Source organism: Inquilinus limosus MP06, assembly GCF_000767795.1.
Taxonomy (GTDB): domain Bacteria; phylum Pseudomonadota; class Alphaproteobacteria; order DSM-16000; family Inquilinaceae; genus Inquilinus; species Inquilinus limosus_E.
Genome location: NZ_JANX01000104.1, coordinates 1 through 14812, shown reverse-complemented (window position 1 = coordinate 14812; position 14812 = coordinate 1). Strand labels below are relative to the sequence as shown.

Genomic DNA, 14812 nt, shown 5'->3' with positions numbered 1-14812 from the left:
GGGGGAGCGGCGCATCCTGCTGCAGGGTGACCCGCCCAGCCCGCGCCGGCCGCCCTCCGGCTGCCGCTTCCGCACCCGCTGCCCGCTGGCCTTCGATCGCTGCGCGATCGAGGACCCGCCGCCGGTCGACCTCGGCGGGGGGCAGGAGGCGGCATGCCTGATCGCGGGGAAGGGATCGTGAACCGCTACCGCGCCCGGGTGAAGGCCAGCCACACCCCGCCGCCGATCAGGCACACGCCGCCGGTGCGCGAGACCAGCCGCACATGGCGACGCGACAGGGCGCTGCCGGCCCGGCCGGTCGCCAGGGCGTACAGCCCGTCGGACAGCGCGGCGACGATCAGCGCGGTGACGCCCAGCAGCAGCACCTGGCTGGACTGGTCGGTGCCGGGCTGGACGAACTGGGGGATGAAGGCGCCGAAGAACAGCAGCATCTTCGGGTTGCTCAGCGCCACCAGAAGCCCCTGCAGCACGAAGCCGCCGCGCGGCGGGCGCAGGCTGCCGGGATCCGCCAGCGTGTCCGGCGCGCGCAAGAGCTTCCAGCCGATCCAGACCAGATATGCGGCGCCGGCCAGGCGCAGCCAGTCGAACCAGTGGCCCATCGCCTCGACCACCGCGGCCAGGCCGACCACCAGCACGCCGAGCATGACGACGAGGCCGAGCTGCCCGCCGAGGATGTTGAGCAGCCCGGCGCGGGTGCCGTGGGTCAGGCTGTTGGCGATGATCAGCGTCACCGACGGCCCCGGGATGATCGCGACCAAGATGCAGGCGGCGATATAGGCGAGATAGACCTCGATGGTCATGGCGATCCTCCTCCGAACCGAAGCGGCCATGCTTCCACGGCCGCGGGTGTCAGGGAAGGGTATTCCGCGATGCTAGGGCTGCCATGTCACGCGCTCGATCTGCGACAGGCCCTTCGGCCCGTCGTAGCGGCTCGCCATGCCATAGACGGGGTCGGCCAGCGCCTCCTGCGCCGTGATGAAGGTCCAGCCCTCCGCCCGATACCAGGCCAGCAGCGTGCCCAGGTGGTCGGCGTTGATCCGGTTCATGTGCAGCAGCAGGATGTGCTTCACGTCCCGCCCCAGCCGCTGCCGCGCCATCGCCTGGAAATGCTCCGTCTGGGCCTTCATATGCGCCAGGTACCCGGCGGCGATCCGCTGCGCCCCCTCGGCATCGCCCGCCGCCAGGGCGGCCATGTAGTCGCTGTTGTACCGGAAGTCGTCATCGTCGATCGACACAGGCACGTCGCGATAGCCCAGCGCCACCAGGATCTCGGCCGCCGCGATGCGCTTCTCCGCGGTCGCACCGGAATGCAGGAATGGGAAGCGGAAGAACTTCCCTCCGGCCATCCAGGGCGCCAGGGCGGTATCCGCCCGTTCGACCTCGCTGCCGAACTCCGCGGCCGTGATCTTGTCGTAGTCCGGATGCGACCAGCTGTGGTTGGCGACCGTGTGCCCGGCCGCGGCGAAGGCCTCCAGGGCTGGCAGCGCCTCCGGGCTCACCTTCTCCCCGATGGCGAAGCCCATCGCCGTCACATCATAGGCCGCGAGGGTGCGGTTGATGCGTTCGACGATGTCCAGCCCCTGCGTCGGATCAACCCGCGCCGGCATCGCATAGGGCAGGTCGTCCAGCGTGATCGCGATGTCGGCCGCCTCGGCCCGCGCCGCCAGGACCAGCAGGAGGGCTGCGGCGATCGCCGACCAGATCGGCACGGCCTATGCCTTCGCCTTGGCCGCCATCGCCTGCTCGGCGATCACGCTCATCGAGGCCGCGGCGCCGCCCAGGGACCAGCCGCCGTCCACCGGCAGCACCGCGCCGGTGATGAAGGCGGCGAGGGGAGAGGACAGCAGGCGGCAGGCGGCGGCCACGTCCTCCGCCATGCCCATCCGGCCCAGCGGCACGCTGCGCTGGACCAGGGCGCGGGCCTGCGGCGTCGGCGCCAGCCGGGCCATGCCCTCGGTCCCGTCGATCGGGCCGGGGATGACGGAGTTGATGCGGATGCCGTCGCGGCCCCACTCCATCGCCAGCACGCGGGTCAGCATGTCGACGCCGGCCTTGGCGGCGCAGACATGGGCCTGCATCGCCATCGGCGCCTCGGCCTGCGGGGCGGAGATGTTGATCACCGACGCCCCCGGCTTGCGCAGGAAGGGATGGGCGGCGCGCAGCACGTGGAAGCTGCCCAGCAGGTCGATGTCGACCACCGACTTGAAGCCGTTCGCCGACATGCCCAGCGCCGGGGCCGGGAAGTTCCCCGCCGCGCCCGAGACCAGCACGTCGAAGTCGCCATACGCGTCGTGCGCTGCCTGCAGCGCCGCCTCGGTGGCGGCGTAGTCGCGCACATCGGCGGCGGCGCCCATGGCCTCGGCGCCGGCTTCGCGCAGCCGCGCCACGGCCGCGTCGACCTTCTCGGCGCTGCGGCTCATCACCGCCACCCGTGCCCCGGCCCGGGCGAAGCCCAGCGCGATGCCGAGGTTGATGCCGCTGGTGCCGCCGGCGACGAACACCGCCTTGCCGGCGAAGTCGATGGTCTCGGCCATGGGGCTGCTCCTCATTCGCGCGGTGAAGGTGAGATGGCCATCATTCGGATAGAGCGGTTTGCGCAAAGAGATCTGTCATCGCGAGCCCCGCAGGGGCGTGGCGATCCAGCGGCACCGCCCCCTGGATCGCCACGTCGCTTCGCTCCTCGCGATGACGATGAGGCGGTAATGGCGAGCGGATCAATGGGCCTCGGCCCAGCTGTGGCCGATGCCGGCCTCCGCGACCAGCGGCACCTCCAGCGTCGCCGCCGCCTGCATCACCGCCTGCGCCAGCTCGGCGGTGCGCTGGGCCTCCGCCTCCGGCGCCTCGAACAGCAGTTCGTCGTGCACCTGCAGCAGCATCCGCGCCTTCAGACCGGCGTCCGCCAGCGCATGCGGCAGCTTGCCCATGGCGCGCTTGATGATGTCGGCCGCGGTGCCCTGGATCGGGGCGTTGATGGCCTGGCGCTCGGCGAAGGCGCGGCGGGCCGGGTTCGGGTCCTTGATCCCGGGCACGTGGCACTTTCGGCCGAACAGGGTCTCGACCCAGCCGCGCTCGCGCGCCGTCCGCTTGGTCTCGTCCATCCAGGCCTTCAACTCCGGCAGCCGGTCGAGATAGGCGCGGATGAAGGCCGTGGCCTCGCCCTGCGGGATACCCAGCTGCGCCGCCAGGCCGAAGCCCGAGATGCCGTAGATGATGCCGAAGTTGATCGCCTTGGCCTTGCGTCGCGTCTCCGGCGTCATCTCCGCCAGCGGCACGTTGAACACCTGGCTCGCGGTCATGGCATGGATGTCGGTGCCGTCGAGGAAGGCCTGCTTCAGCAGTGCCACATCGGCGATCTGCGCCACCAGCCGCAGCTCGATCTGGCTGTAGTCGACCGAGACGAGCTTGTGGCCCGGCTCCGCCACGAAGGCGTAGCGGATCTTGCGCCCCTCCTCGGTGCGGATCGGGATGTTCTGCAGGTTCGGCTCGTTCGAGGACAGCCGCCCGGTGTTGGTCGCGGCCAGCGAGAAGGAGGTGTGGACGCGCCCGGTTCTCTCGTTGATCTGGGCCTGCAGCGCGTCGGTGTAGGTGCCCTTCAGCTTGGCCAGCTGGCGCCATTCCAAGATCTGGTTCGCGATCGTGTGGCCCTGCGCGGCCAGCTGCTCCAGCACGCTCGAATCGGTCGAATAGGCGCCGGTCTTGCTGCTCTTCTTGCCGCCGGGGATGCCGAGGCGCTCGAACAGCACCTCGCCCAGCTGCTTCGGGCTGCCGACGTTGAACGGGCCCTGGGCCGAGACATGGATCTCCGATTCCAGCGCCGCCATACGCTCGGCGAACTCCAGCGACAGCCGGGCCAGGGCGGCGCGGTCGACCTTGATCCCCGCCATCTCCATGTCCGAGATCACACCGACCAGCGGCCGCTCGATGGTCTCGTAGACCGTCGCCATCCGCTCGCCCACCAGCCGCGGCTTCAGCAGCATGTGCAGCCGCAGGGTGATGTCGGCGTCCTCGGCGGCATAGGCCAGGGCCTTGTCCAGCGGCACGCGGTCGAAGGTGATGGCGTTCTTGCCGGTGCCGCAGACCGAGGAATAGGGGATGGTGCGGTGCTGCAGATGCAGCTCCGACAGCTCGTCCATGCCGTGGCCGTGCGCCCCGCCGTCGAGCACATAGGAGATCAGCATGGTGTCGTCCCACGGCGTGATCGGCAGGCCGACATCGGGCCGGCCCAGCACATGGGCGTCGTATTTCAGGTTGTGCCCGACCTTCAGCACCGACGGGTCGACCAGCACCGGCCCCAGGATGCGGCGGATCTCGGCCAGCGGGATCTGCTGCAGCGTCTGGCCGCCGAAGTTCAGCCCGTCACCCTCCGGCGGCACATGGGCGATCGGGATGTAGCAGGCGCGGCCGGGCGCCACGGCCAGGGAGATGCCGCACAGCATCGCCGCCTCGGCGTCCAGCGAGTTGGTCTCGGTGTCGATCGCCAGCACCCCGGCCTCGACCGCCGCGTCGGCCCAGCGCTGCAGCGCGTCGACGTCCTGCACCAGCTGGTAGTCCTGGGCGATCGCCTCCGGCTTGCCCGGGGCGGCCAGGTCCGGCTCGTCGCCGGTGGTGCCCAGCTTGTCGAAGGCGGCCTCGACCCGGGTGATTGTCGAGCGGAACTCCATCTCCTCCAGGAACCGCACCAGCTGCTGCCGGTTCGGCGGCCGGGCGACGATGCCGTCCAGCCCGAACGGCACCGGCGCGTCGCTGCGCAGCTTCACCAGCTCGCGGCTGATCCGCGCCTGCTCGGCGTACTGGATCAGGGATTCGCGCCGCTTCGGCTGCTTGATCTCGCCGGCCCGGGCCAGCAGCGCATCGAGGTCGCCGTATTCGGTGATCAGCTGCGCCGCGGTCTTGATGCCGATGCCGGGCACGCCCGGCACGTTGTCGACGCTGTCGCCGGCCAGGGCCTGCACGTCGATCACCCGGTCCGGCGCCACGCCGAACTTCTCCATCACCTCGGCGGCGTCGATCGGCTTGTTCTTGATCGGGTCCAGCATGGTCACGCCGTCGCCGACCAGCTGCATCATGTCCTTGTCGGAGGAGACGATGACGGCGCGCGACCCTTCCTCCCGCGCCATCCGGCAATAGGTGGCGATGATGTCGTCGGCCTCGAAGCCCTCGATCTCGATTCCCGGCAGGTTGAAGGCCTCGCTGGTGGCGCGGATCAGCGGGAACTGCGGGATCAGCTCCTCCGGCGGGTCCGGCCGCTGCGCCTTGTAGGCGGGGTAGATCTCCTTGCGGAAGCTGCGCTCCGACTTGTCGTAGATCACCGCCAGGTGGTCGGCGTCGAGATCGGCCAGGAGGCGGATCAGCATGTTGGTGAAGCCGTAGACGGCGTTCACCGGCAGCCCGTCCGACTTGCGCATCATCATCGGCAGGGCATGGAAGGCGCGGAAGATGTAGCCCGAGCCGTCGATCAGGTAATAGGTCTTGGGCGTGGTCGACATGGGCGGGCCTCCGGCGGAACAGAGCGCGACCATGCCGCGCCGGAGGGCGGATTGTCCACCCGGTCGGGCACCTGCTCAGGCCGGCTGGAACAGCTCGACCACGTTGCCGGACGGGTCCTCGCACAGGATCTGCCGGCCGCCGGGGCCGGTGACGATGTCGTTGCGGAACCGCACGCCGCGGCCGCGCAGATCGGCGACCAGGGCCGGCAGGTCGTCGACCTGGAGCACGAATCGGTTCCAGCCGCCGGGCTCCGGCCTGCTTCCGTCCGGCATCGGCCGGCTGGCCGATGCGCCGGGACCGGCGGCCCACAGGGTCAGCCCGTCCCGCTCGAGGATCGCCATGTTCGGTCCGAACTGCTGCTGCAGCCGGAACCCCAGGTTCTCCGTATAGAACGCGACCGCCTGATCCACGTCGCGAACGATGTACCGGACCGACGCCATGATGCTGCCTCCCGGGTGAGCCCGCTGAAAGAATAGCTCCGGCGACGGCATGCGGACAGGGCGTGACCGTGTGATTGTGTTTACTGATCGGTTAACTGATTGCTATACGAAATCGGAAAGCGCGATCATCTGGAGGAACGCCGCCATGTCCAAGCTCGTCGTCCGCGCCTTCTCCATATCGCTCGACGGCTACGGCGCCGCGCCGGAGCAGAGTCTCGAGAACCCGTTCGGCAAGGGCGGCATGGTGCTGCCGCAATGGGCCTTTCCGACCCGCACCATGCAGAGGATGGTGTTTGGCAAGGAGGATGGCGAGACCGGCATCGACGAGGATTTCGCCGCCCGCAGCTTCGAGAATCTCGGCGCCTGGATCCTGGGCCGGAACATGTTCGGGCCGGTGCGCGGCCCCTGGCCCGACGACAGCTGGAAGGGCTGGTGGGGCGACACCCCGCCCTATCACGTGCCGGTCTTCGTCCTGACCCACCATGCCCGGCCGTCGATCGAGATGAACGGCGGCACCGTCTTCCACTTCGTCACCGACGGCATCGATTCGGCGCTGCGCCAGGCGCGGGAGGCCGCGGGAGGCAAGGATGTGCGGGTCGGCGGCGGCGTCGCCACGGTGCGGCAGTACCTGGCCAGGGGCCTGATCGACGAGATGCACCTGGCCCAGGCACCGGTTCTGCTGGGCAGCGGCGAGAACCTGTTCGCCGGGCTCGACCTCGCCGCCCTCGGCTATGCCGTCGGCGAGCGCGTCAGTAGCCCGAAAGCCACCCACATCATGGTGACGAAGCAGCGCTGAGGGGCCTTACCCCAGCAGCGCTGCCAGCACCGCGTCCAGGCGCTGGCGGCCGGCGGGGGTGGCGGTCAGGCGGGCCGCGTCCTCGGCCAGGAAGCCGCCGGCCACCAGCCGGTCCAGCCGGCGGCGGTCGATCGCCCGGTCGAAGGGCAGGCCGGATTCGTCGGCGATGCGGGACTTCGGCACGCCCTCTGCCAGGCGCAGCCCCATCATCAGCATCTCGTCGCGCCGGCTCTCGGGCGGCACCGCCTCGCGCTCATGCTCGGCATGGCCGGCGGCCTCGACCCGCTCCAGCCACACCTCCGGCGCGCGGTGGGTGCGGGTGCCCCACTTCCCGTCGTTCAGCGTCAGCCTTCCATGCGCCCCCGGCCCGATGCCGACATAGTCGCCATAGCGCCAATAGGTCAGGTTGTGCCGCGATTCCTCGCCCGGCCTGGCGTGGTTCGAGATCTCGTAGCCGGGCAGGCCGGCGGCGCCCAGCACCTCGGCTGTCGCCTCGTACAGCGCGGCCTGGGTGTCCTCGTCCGGCAGCACCAGCTCGCCGCGAGAATAGAGCGTGTGGAAGCGGGTGCCCTGCTCGATGGTGAGCTGATAGGCCGAGATGTGGCCGACCGCATGATCCAGCGCCCGGCGCAGTTCCGCCGTCCAGCCGGCCACGGTCTGGCCCGGCCGGGCGTAGATCAGGTCGAAGGAGAAACGGTCGAAATGCCGGGCGGCCAGGCCGACGGCGGCCAGCGCCTCCTCCGCCGAATGGTTGCGGCCGAGGAAGCGCAGCGACGCCTCGTCCAGCGCCTGGACGCCGAGCGACACCCGGTTCACCCCGGCGGCGCGGAAGCCGGCGAAGAGATGCGATTCGACCGAGGTCGGGTTCGCCTCCAGCGTGATCTCGACATCGGGCGCCAGGCCCCAGCGCTCGGCCGCCCTGTCGATCACCGCGGCGGCGGTGGCCGGCTGCATCAGCGACGGGGTACCGCCGCCGAAGAAGATCGAAGTCAGCGTCCGGCCCGGGGTCAGGTCGGCGAAATGGTCCAGCTCGGCCACCAGCGCCCGGCGCCAGCGCTCATGCTCCACCTGCTCCCGGACATGCGAGTTGAAGTCGCAATACGGGCATTTCGACCGGCAGAACGGCCAATGGACGTAGAGGGCGAAGCCGGGGGCGGTCATGGGCGACACCCCTTTTCTTGTCCCCCCTCCCCTTGCGGGAGGAGGGTAGGGGGCTCTCGCCGCAGGCCTCGGCTCGGCCGGATGAGAATTCGATCAGGTCGGGGGGCTCGACCGACCGACGGCGCTGTGCTTCGACAACCCCCTCCCCCTGCCCCCCTCCCGCGAGGGGAGGGGGGACTCAAATGGATCGGGGGGTGAGATGCTGTGCTGTTCATCACCCCTCGAAGCAGCGCGCCACCAGCTTGCGGAAGGCATCGGCGCGGTGGCTCATGGCGTGCTTCTCGGCCGATTCCATCTCGCCGAAGGTGCGGTCGTGGCCGTCCGGCACGAAGATCGGGTCATAGCCGAAGCCCTTGGTCCCGCGAGCGGGCCAGACCAGTTGCCCGCGGATCTCGCCCTCGACCGTCTCGCAATGGCCGTCCGGCCAGCACAGCGACAGGGCGCAGACGAAGCGGGCGCTGCGGTCCGGGTTGTCGCCCAGCTTCAGCCGCACCTGCTCCATGGCATAGGCGAAGTCGCGGCCGGACCCATCCGGCTTCTCGGCCCAGCGGGCGGAATAGATGCCGGGATCGCCGCCCAGGCCGGTGACGGAGACTCCGCTGTCGTCCGCCAGCGACGGCAGGCCGGTGGCTTCGGCGACGAAGCGGGCCTTCAGCTCGGCATTGGCGATGAAGCTGTCGCCGGTCTCCTCCGGCTCCGGCACGCCGTGCTCGGCGGCCGAGGTCAGGCGCGGCACGCGGCCTTCCAGCAGAGCGGCGATCTCGGGGATCTTGCCCTTGTTGTGGCTGGCGATGACCAGGTGGTCGCCGGCGAAGCGGCGGGCGGGGGAGGCGGCGTTCGTCATGATGGGCATCAGATACGCGCGCCGGAGGCTGGAATCAAAGGCGGCGGTTGGTGCACTGTGTCGCCTCCAACGCATGGCGGTGAGGGGCGAGGACGATGAAGGTCGCATTCCTGGGCATGGGCGTGATGGGCGCGCCGATGGCGGGGCATCTGGTCAAGGCGGGGCACGAGGTCACCGTCTTCAACCGCACCGCGGCGAAGGCCGAGGCCTGGGCGGAGCGCCATGGCGGGGCCTGGGCGCCGACCCCGGCCGAGGCGGCGAAGGACGCCGCGATCGTGTTCATGTGCGTCGGCAATGACGACGACATCCGCTCGGTGGTCCAGGGGCCGGACGGCGCCTTCGCCGGCATGTCCGGCAGCGCCATCCTGGTCGACCACACCACGGCGTCGGCCGACATCGCCCGCGAGCTGGAGGCCGAGGCCGACCGGCTGGGCTTCGGCTTCCTCGACGCGCCGGTCTCGGGCGGCCAGGCGGGCGCGGAGAACGGCGTGCTGACGGTGATGTGCGGCGGTCGCGACGCGGTCTTCGCCATCGCCAAGCCGGTGATCGACAGCTATGCCCGCGCCTGCACGCTGATGGGCCCGGCCGGGTCCGGCCAGCTGACCAAGATGGTCAACCAGATCTGCATCGCCGGGCTGGTCCAGGCCCTGGCCGAGGGGCTGAACTTCGCCCAGAAGGCGGGGCTGGACGGCAACCTGGTGCTCGACGTGATCTCCAAGGGCGCGGCCCAGAGCTGGCAGATGGAGAATCGCGGCCGCACCATGCTGCAGAACAAGTTCGATTTCGGCTTCGCCATCGACTGGATGCGCAAGGACCTGGGCATCTGCTTCCAGGAGGCCAAGACCAACGGCGCCCGGCTGCCGGTGACGGCGCTGGTCGACCAGTTCTACTCCGCCGTCCAGGCCAAGGCCGGCGGCCGGGTCGACACGTCGAGCCTGCTGCTGGCGCTGCAGGACTGAGGCGGTGGAGCCGGTCGACTATGTCGAGGTCGGCCGGATGGCTTATGAGTTGGCCGTGACCCATGGGCACCCATGGGACCGGCTTTATGCCGCGCGATTGGCCAAGGAAGCACTGGCGCGCGGCGATGCCGATGCGTATCGCTTCTGGAGAGCCGTCGAATTGACGCTGACGCCGCGTTGAATGCGGCCGGGGTGAGGACGGTTTTTTGACGCGCTCCTCCCCGGCTGGGTTTATTCTCCTCGCGGGGAGGATCGCGCATGGCTTCCGATCTCTTCGATCGCCAGATGGCGATGTACACCAGCTTCCACCGCGACGGCCGCAACCGGCTGACCCATTTCTTCGGCATCCCGGCGATCATCCTGGCGGTGCTGGTGGCCTTGGCCACCGTTCCGCTCGGCAGCATCGGCGGCTGGCCGGCGACGCTGGCCGACCTCGTCGCGCTCCTGGTCTGGCTGCTCTGGATCGCGCTCGACCTCGGGCTCGGCCTCGCCATGGCGGTGGTGGTGATCCCGGGGCTGATCGTCGCCCATGCGGTCGTTGCCGACGGCTCGGGCTGGGTCACCTGGGTCGTCGCCGGCGCGCTGTTCGTCGGCGGCTGGGCGCTGCAGCTGGTCGGCCATGCCTATGAGGGCAAGCGGCCGGCCTTCCTGTCGAACCTGTTCCAGCTGCTGATCGGCCCGATGTTCCTGATGGCCGAGACCGCCTTCGCCCTCGGCCTGCGCTCCGGCCTCAGGCACCGGGTCGAGGCGGCCGCCGCCGTCTATGGCGCTGGGGCGGACCGGTAGGAGTCGATATCGGTGACCAGCAGCTCCTGCGCCAGGGCGGCCCGGATGCGCTCGCCGAGCCCTCCGTCGATGGCAAGCGCCATGTCGTAATAGGATTCGAGCATCAGGCAGATCTGGACGGGATCCGCTCTGCTCAACGCCCCCTCCGTTATCGCTATCGCCCATGTGGTGGGGTCGGGGACGGCTCCCCGGCGCCGAGCTTCCAGCGCGAAGTCGAGATAATCGCGGCCCTGCATGGTGCGCGCAGGAACCGGCCGATCCCGCCCATCGGCGATCGCGGTCAGGATGTGGCGCAGCCGCGTGATGTACAGACGGCCGATCGCGGGGGGTGGCGGCACTATCGCCGCGCCTTGCTCCACCAGGGCCTTGCACAGCGCCGGATCGGCGTCATGCAGCATGCGGACGATGCCGGCATGGGCCTCGACGACGGCCATCAGGTCGGCATCCGGTGCCGACAGGATCCTGTCTCCGTCCCGGGTCTGGATCGCGACGAAGGTCCGGGCCGCAGCGGCCTCCACCTCGTCCGGCGGCCGCCGCGCCTTGTGGGCGGCGACGACAGTGTCCATCAGTGCGTCCAGATCGGCGGGGAAGCGGTCGGACAGAAGGTCGAGCAGAGTCGGCGCGCCTGGGCCGGCGTCGCTGTAGCGCTGGCGCATCGACATCAGCAGCTCGGCGCGCAGCGCGGCGTCGTCCTCGGCACGCCCGGCGCCCATGGGCGGCAGCACCAGAAGCAGCGCCGCCGCGATCCCGGCGAAACCTCGCCTCATCTCCGCCCCCTTCATCCGCCCGCGGCGCCCCGGCCGCACCCTCAGGGGCCGACCACGCCCGGCAGCTCGGCGCCGGCGGCGCAGGACTCCAGGCCCTGGATGGCCTGCCAGAGATTGCCGGCCGCGATGGTCAGGGTCTCCTCCGGCACCGGCTTGCCGCCGCGGATGGCGGTGAAGCGCAGCGTCGCCTCGTCGGCATCGAGCGCTTCCTGCAGCGCCGGCGTCTCCTCCAGCGTGAAGCGCCAGGTCGGGAAGCCGGGCGACGAGACCGGCACCGTGACGGCCTGGCCCGAGAGGTCAAGCTGCGCCGTCCCCTCGGCGGGGTCGAAGCGGTGTCCGGCGGAGCCGAGCGCGGGAGCCGAGACGATGATCTCGATCCGGCCCCGATCGTCCCGCCGGATCCAATTGACCTGGATCTTCTTCTGGCCGGTCCGCAGGAAGCAGATATTGCCCGGCAGCCGGTACAGCACCGGGCCGCCGGCCTCGGGCGCGTAGTCGATCAGCTTCTCGGCCGGCGGCAGGGCGGACAGGCTGCGGAGCGCCGAGAGCGCATTCGAGATCGCCTCTGGGACTCCGGGGACGGGGGCGCTGATCCCCAGGAACAGGGAGATGATCACCCAGTGCCAGATCGAGAACACGCCCATGCAGCCCTCCCGCCCGCGGGCCGGCAGGATTTCATGGTCGCTCTCCCGGCTCAAGCGCCGGCACGCCTCTCCATGACGATCTATAGAGCAGCAGGGTGCTCTGAAACGATCCGCCTCAGCCCTCGCCCAGCGCCGCCTTCTGGATCGCCGCCAGCTCGGCCGTGCCCTGCTCGGCCAGGGCCAGCAGCGCCTCGAACTCGGCGCGGGTGAACGGGGTCTGCTCGGCCGTCGCCTGCACCTCGACCAGCCCGCCCTTGCCGGTGATGACGAAGTTGGCGTCGGCCTGGGCGCTCGAATCCTCGGCATAGTCCAGGTCCAGCACCGCCTGGCCCTGGTGCAGGCCGCAGGAGATCGCGGCGACGCTGTCGATCAGCGGCAGCGCCTTGATCTTGCGGATCTGCACCAGATGGCGCAGCGCCAGCACCAGGGCGACATAGCCGCCGGTGATCGCCGCCGTGCGGGTGCCGCCATCGGCCTGCAGCACGTCGCAATCGACCTTGACCTGGACCTCGCCCAGCGCCTTCAGGTCGGTGACGGCACGCAGCGACCGGCCGATCAGGCGCTGGATCTCCTGCGTCCGCCCGGTCTGCTTGCCCCGCGCGGCCTCGCGGTCGGTGCGCTGGTCGGTGGCGCGGGGCAGCATGCCGTATTCCGCCGTGACCCAGCCCTTGCCGCCGTTCTTCAGCCAGGACGGCACCCGCTCGTCGACCGAGGCGGTGCACAGCACATGGGTGTCGCCGAACTTCACCAGGCACGAGCCCTCGGCGTATTTGTTGACGTCGGTTTCGAGGCTGATGGCGCGCAGGGCGTCGAAGGCGCGTCCGGACGGTCGCATGGGGTCGCTTTCTGTTCTCGGCGAAGGACGCGCACGCTATCCTCGGCGGTCCTGCCCGTAAAGCCCGGGATCGTTGATTCGGGTGGAACGGTGCCTACATAGCGTGGCGACGGCCATGAGCATGCTGAACGAACTTTCCAGCCGATCCGGCGGCCAGGCGTTCCGGGACCTCGACGAGCGCTCGCGGGAGATCTTCCGCCTGATCGTCGACGCCTATGTCCAGTCGGGCGAACCGGTGGGCAGCCGCACGCTGTCGCGCCGGCTCGGCATGTCGCTGTCGCCGGCGACGATCCGCAACGTCATGTCCGACCTCGAGGATGCCGGGCTGCTCTACGCCCCGCACACCTCGGCCGGGCGGCTGCCGACCGATGCGGGCCTGCGCCTGTTCGTGCACGGGCTGATGCAGCTCGGCGATGTCGGCGAGAGCGAGCGCGCCTCGATCGAGGCGCTGTGCGCCCAGGCCGGGCGCGGCGTGTCGGAGATGCTGGAGGAGGCGACCTCCGCCCTCTCCGGCCTGTCGGCTTGCGCCGGGCTGGTGCTGGCGCCGAAGACCGACCGGCCGCTGAAGCATATCGAGTTCGTCAACCTGTCGCCCGGCCGCGCCCTGGTGGTGCTGGTGACCGAGGACGGCATGGTCGAGAACCGGGTGCTGGAGGTGCCGCTGGGCCTGCCGGCCTCGACCTTCGTCCATGTCACCAACTACCTCAACGCCCGCATCGTCGGCCGCACCATCGGCGAGGCCCGGGCTGAGGTGCTGGGCGAGATCGAGGCGCAGAAGAGCCAGCTCGACAGCCTCGCGGCCAAGGTGGTCGCGGCCGGCCTCGCCACCTGGAGCGGCGGCGGGGGCGGCACGCTGATCGTCAAGGGCCAGTCGCGCCTGCTCAACGACGTCACGGCGCTGGAGGATCTGGAGCGCATCCGCGGCCTGTTCCAGGCGCTGGAGACCAAGGAGGCGCTGTTGAAGATGCTCGACGCGGCCAACGCCGCCGAGGGCGTGCAGATCTTCATCGGCGCCGAGAACGGGCTGTTCAGCCATACCGGCTGCTCGATGATCATCGCCCCGTACAAGGGGGGCGACCAGCGCGTGGTCGGCGCCGTCGGCGTGATCGGACCGACCCGGCTGAACTATGCGCGCATCATCCCGATGGTGGACTACACCGCGAAGATGATAGGCCGTCTCCTCAGAACCAACGAGACCACGAACCAGGTAGCATGATGCACAACAAGACGATGTCCGCCGAGCCCCGCCCCGACGCGACGGAGCCGGAGACCGGGGTCGCAGGGCCCGAGGTCGAGGGTGTCGCCGAATCCGAGACCGCGGCTGAGGCGGTGCAGGCCTCCGATCCCGGCGGCGACGCGGCCCTGGCCGGAGTGCTGGAGCGCATCGCCGCGCTCGAGGCCGAGAACGCCAAGCTGAAGGACCAGGCGCTGCGCGCCCTGGCGGAGACCGAGAACATCCGCCGCCGGTCGGAGCGCGAGCGCGAGGACACGGCGAAATACGCCATCTCCGGCTTCGCCAAGTCGCTGCTCGACGCCGCCGACAACCTGCGCCGCGCCATCGACGCGGTGCCGGCCGAGGCGGTCGAGGCCGATGCGGCGCTGAAGACCCTGGTCGATGGCGTCGCCGCCACCGAGCGCCAGCTGCTGGCTGCCTTTGAGCGCCACGGCGTGACCCGGATCGAGCCGGTCGGCGAGGTGTTCGACCCGAACTTCCACCAGGCCATGTTCGAGCTGCCGGGCACCGGCAAGCCGTCCGGCACCGTCGTCCAGGTGGTCCAGCCCGGCTATGTGCTGCAGGGCCGGCTGCTGCGCCCGGCGATGGTCGGCGTGGCCCGGGGCGAGTGATGCGGCGCCTCGGCCTCCTGGCCCTGCTGCTGGCGGTGGCGGTCGGCGCCGCCGCCTGCGGCGAGCGGTCGGACAAACCGGCCAAGGGTCCCTATATGGGCGTCGGCGCCGGCGTGTCCGTCCCGTCCTGACGCATGGCGGCACCGGCCGCCATGTCGGGCAGACGACATGAAACCGTCATCGAGCGCAGGTACGCGTCGCCGCTTCCCGCATGATCGGGGTATTCTGAGGCTCGCTGCTCGAGGCGC

General features: G+C 70.3%; 18 protein-coding genes. 8 read left to right on the top strand and 10 right to left on the bottom strand.

Annotated features, from left to right (window positions below; genetic code table 11):
- Nucleotides 1–181: oligopeptide/dipeptide ABC transporter ATP-binding protein (locus P409_RS11125; RefSeq protein ID WP_034835518.1), on the top strand; the 181-nt coding region annotated here is incomplete at its 5' end.
- A 4-nt stretch (nt 182–185) separates the two neighbouring features.
- On the opposite strand, the gene P409_RS11120 is transcribed toward P409_RS11125, so the two are convergent.
- The 5 genes from P409_RS11120 to P409_RS11100 all read right to left on the bottom strand — a co-directional run bounded on the left by P409_RS11120 (nt 186) and on the right by P409_RS11100 (nt 5927).
- Nucleotides 186–800 carry a LysE family translocator gene (locus P409_RS11120; protein WP_034835515.1) on the bottom strand — a complete coding sequence of 205 codons (615 nt, stop codon included), beginning with the start codon at nt 798–800 and terminating at the stop codon, nt 186–188.
- Nucleotides 801–872: 72 nt separating this feature from the next.
- A complete protein-coding gene (locus P409_RS11115) occupies nt 873–1709 on the bottom strand; it encodes a polysaccharide deacetylase family protein (protein ID WP_034835512.1) in 837 nt (278 codons plus the stop codon).
- Nucleotides 1710–1712: 3 nt separating this feature from the next.
- Nucleotides 1713–2534 (bottom strand): SDR family oxidoreductase, encoded by an 822-nt coding sequence (locus tag P409_RS11110; RefSeq protein WP_034835509.1) that lies wholly within the window; start codon nt 2532–2534, stop codon nt 1713–1715.
- A 180-nt stretch (nt 2535–2714) separates the two neighbouring features.
- Entirely contained in the window at nt 2715–5486 is a 2772-nt protein-coding gene (gene polA / locus P409_RS11105) for a DNA polymerase I (protein ID WP_034835507.1), read from the bottom strand.
- A 75-nt stretch (nt 5487–5561) separates the two neighbouring features.
- Nucleotides 5562–5927, bottom strand: coding sequence for a VOC family protein (locus P409_RS11100; protein ID WP_034835504.1), 366 nt, complete (start codon nt 5925–5927; stop codon nt 5562–5564).
- 145 nt (nt 5928–6072) lie between these two features.
- Between P409_RS11100 and P409_RS11095 the strand changes: the two genes are divergently transcribed.
- The gene (locus P409_RS11095) at nt 6073–6723 is read left to right on the top strand and encodes a dihydrofolate reductase family protein (protein ID WP_034835499.1); all 651 of its coding nucleotides are present in this window, start codon (nt 6073–6075) and stop codon (nt 6721–6723) included.
- A 6-nt stretch (nt 6724–6729) separates the two neighbouring features.
- Here P409_RS11095 and hemW read toward each other — a convergent pair whose 3' ends face one another.
- Both hemW and rdgB read right to left on the bottom strand, forming a co-directional pair.
- Complete coding sequence (hemW, locus tag P409_RS11090) at nt 6730–7884, bottom strand: radical SAM family heme chaperone HemW (protein ID WP_034835497.1); 1155 nt, start codon at nt 7882–7884, stop codon at nt 6730–6732.
- A 214-nt stretch (nt 7885–8098) separates the two neighbouring features.
- Nucleotides 8099–8728: an RdgB/HAM1 family non-canonical purine NTP pyrophosphatase gene (gene rdgB, locus P409_RS11085; protein WP_034835494.1), complete on the bottom strand. Its 630-nt coding sequence runs from the start codon at nt 8726–8728 to the stop codon at nt 8099–8101.
- 95 nt (nt 8729–8823) lie between these two features.
- Between rdgB and P409_RS11080 the strand changes: the two genes are divergently transcribed.
- The 3 genes from P409_RS11080 to P409_RS11075 all read left to right on the top strand — a co-directional run bounded on the left by P409_RS11080 (nt 8824) and on the right by P409_RS11075 (nt 10473).
- Nucleotides 8824–9687: an NAD(P)-dependent oxidoreductase gene (locus P409_RS11080; protein ID WP_034835492.1), complete on the top strand. Its 864-nt coding sequence runs from the start codon at nt 8824–8826 to the stop codon at nt 9685–9687.
- Between the two features lie 4 nt (nt 9688–9691).
- The gene (locus tag P409_RS38820; RefSeq protein ID WP_161790376.1) at nt 9692–9868 is read left to right on the top strand and encodes a hypothetical protein; all 177 of its coding nucleotides are present in this window, start codon (nt 9692–9694) and stop codon (nt 9866–9868) included.
- Nucleotides 9869–9945: 77 nt separating this feature from the next.
- Nucleotides 9946–10473 carry an Mpo1 family 2-hydroxy fatty acid dioxygenase gene (locus P409_RS11075; protein WP_034835489.1) on the top strand — a complete coding sequence of 176 codons (528 nt, stop codon included), beginning with the start codon at nt 9946–9948 and terminating at the stop codon, nt 10471–10473.
- Here the strand turns inward: P409_RS11075 and P409_RS11070 are convergent.
- The 3 genes from P409_RS11070 to rph all read right to left on the bottom strand — a co-directional run bounded on the left by P409_RS11070 (nt 10449) and on the right by rph (nt 12719).
- On the bottom strand, nt 10449–11255 hold the full coding sequence (locus P409_RS11070; protein ID WP_034835486.1) for a hypothetical protein: 807 nt from the start codon (nt 11253–11255) through the stop codon (nt 10449–10451). The two genes, P409_RS11075 and P409_RS11070, sit on opposite strands and share 25 nt — an antisense overlap.
- A 26-nt stretch (nt 11256–11281) precedes the next feature.
- Nucleotides 11282–11884: a hypothetical protein gene (locus tag P409_RS11065; RefSeq protein ID WP_034835484.1), complete on the bottom strand. Its 603-nt coding sequence runs from the start codon at nt 11882–11884 to the stop codon at nt 11282–11284.
- A 115-nt stretch (nt 11885–11999) separates the two neighbouring features.
- Nucleotides 12000–12719 carry a ribonuclease PH gene (gene rph, locus P409_RS11060; RefSeq protein WP_034835481.1) on the bottom strand — a complete coding sequence of 240 codons (720 nt, stop codon included), beginning with the start codon at nt 12717–12719 and terminating at the stop codon, nt 12000–12002.
- Nucleotides 12720–12834: 115 nt separating this feature from the next.
- Here rph and hrcA point away from each other — a divergent pair, with 115 nt between their 5' ends.
- Genes hrcA through P409_RS41200 form a run of 3 tightly spaced genes read left to right on the top strand, consistent with a single transcriptional unit; the run spans nt 12835 to nt 14695 of the window.
- Nucleotides 12835–13935, top strand: a complete 1101-nt coding sequence (hrcA, locus tag P409_RS11055) for a heat-inducible transcriptional repressor HrcA (protein ID WP_238578651.1) — start codon at nt 12835–12837, stop codon at nt 13933–13935.
- A 14-nt stretch (nt 13936–13949) separates the two neighbouring features.
- Nucleotides 13950–14564, top strand: coding sequence for a nucleotide exchange factor GrpE (gene grpE / locus P409_RS11050; protein WP_052120390.1), 615 nt, complete (start codon nt 13950–13952; stop codon nt 14562–14564).
- Nucleotides 14564–14695: a hypothetical protein gene (locus tag P409_RS41200; RefSeq protein ID WP_274519155.1), complete on the top strand. Its 132-nt coding sequence runs from the start codon at nt 14564–14566 to the stop codon at nt 14693–14695. Before grpE ends, P409_RS41200 begins: the two co-directional genes overlap by 1 nt.
- Nucleotides 14696–14812 lie beyond the last annotated feature (117 nt).

Excerpts from the sequence above, each read along its gene's own strand:
- P409_RS11120 (WP_034835515.1), bottom strand. The coding sequence starts at position 800 with ATGACCATCGAGGTCTATCTCGCCTATATCGCCGCCTGCATCTTGGTC.
- P409_RS11110 (WP_034835509.1), bottom strand. The coding sequence starts at position 2,534 with ATGGCCGAGACCATCGACTTCGCCGGCAAGGCGGTGTTCGTCGCCGGC.
- polA (WP_034835507.1), bottom strand. The coding sequence starts at position 5,486 with ATGTCGACCACGCCCAAGACCTATTACCTGATCGACGGCTCGGGCTAC.
- P409_RS11100 (WP_034835504.1), bottom strand. The coding sequence starts at position 5,927 with ATGGCGTCGGTCCGGTACATCGTTCGCGACGTGGATCAGGCGGTCGCG.
- P409_RS11095 (WP_034835499.1), top strand. The coding sequence starts at position 6,073 with ATGTCCAAGCTCGTCGTCCGCGCCTTCTCCATATCGCTCGACGGCTAC.
- hemW (WP_034835497.1), bottom strand. The coding sequence starts at position 7,884 with ATGACCGCCCCCGGCTTCGCCCTCTACGTCCATTGGCCGTTCTGCCGG.
- rdgB (WP_034835494.1), bottom strand. The coding sequence starts at position 8,728 with ATGACGAACGCCGCCTCCCCCGCCCGCCGCTTCGCCGGCGACCACCTG.
- P409_RS11080 (WP_034835492.1), top strand. The coding sequence starts at position 8,824 with ATGAAGGTCGCATTCCTGGGCATGGGCGTGATGGGCGCGCCGATGGCG.
- P409_RS11075 (WP_034835489.1), top strand. The coding sequence starts at position 9,946 with ATGGCTTCCGATCTCTTCGATCGCCAGATGGCGATGTACACCAGCTTC.
- P409_RS11070 (WP_034835486.1), bottom strand. The coding sequence starts at position 11,255 with ATGAAGGGGGCGGAGATGAGGCGAGGTTTCGCCGGGATCGCGGCGGCG.
- P409_RS11065 (WP_034835484.1), bottom strand. The coding sequence starts at position 11,884 with ATGGGCGTGTTCTCGATCTGGCACTGGGTGATCATCTCCCTGTTCCTG.
- rph (WP_034835481.1), bottom strand. The coding sequence starts at position 12,719 with ATGCGACCGTCCGGACGCGCCTTCGACGCCCTGCGCGCCATCAGCCTC.
- hrcA (WP_238578651.1), top strand. The coding sequence starts at position 12,835 with ATGAGCATGCTGAACGAACTTTCCAGCCGATCCGGCGGCCAGGCGTTC.
- grpE (WP_052120390.1), top strand. The coding sequence starts at position 13,950 with ATGTCCGCCGAGCCCCGCCCCGACGCGACGGAGCCGGAGACCGGGGTC.
- P409_RS41200 (WP_274519155.1), top strand. The coding sequence starts at position 14,564 with ATGCGGCGCCTCGGCCTCCTGGCCCTGCTGCTGGCGGTGGCGGTCGGC.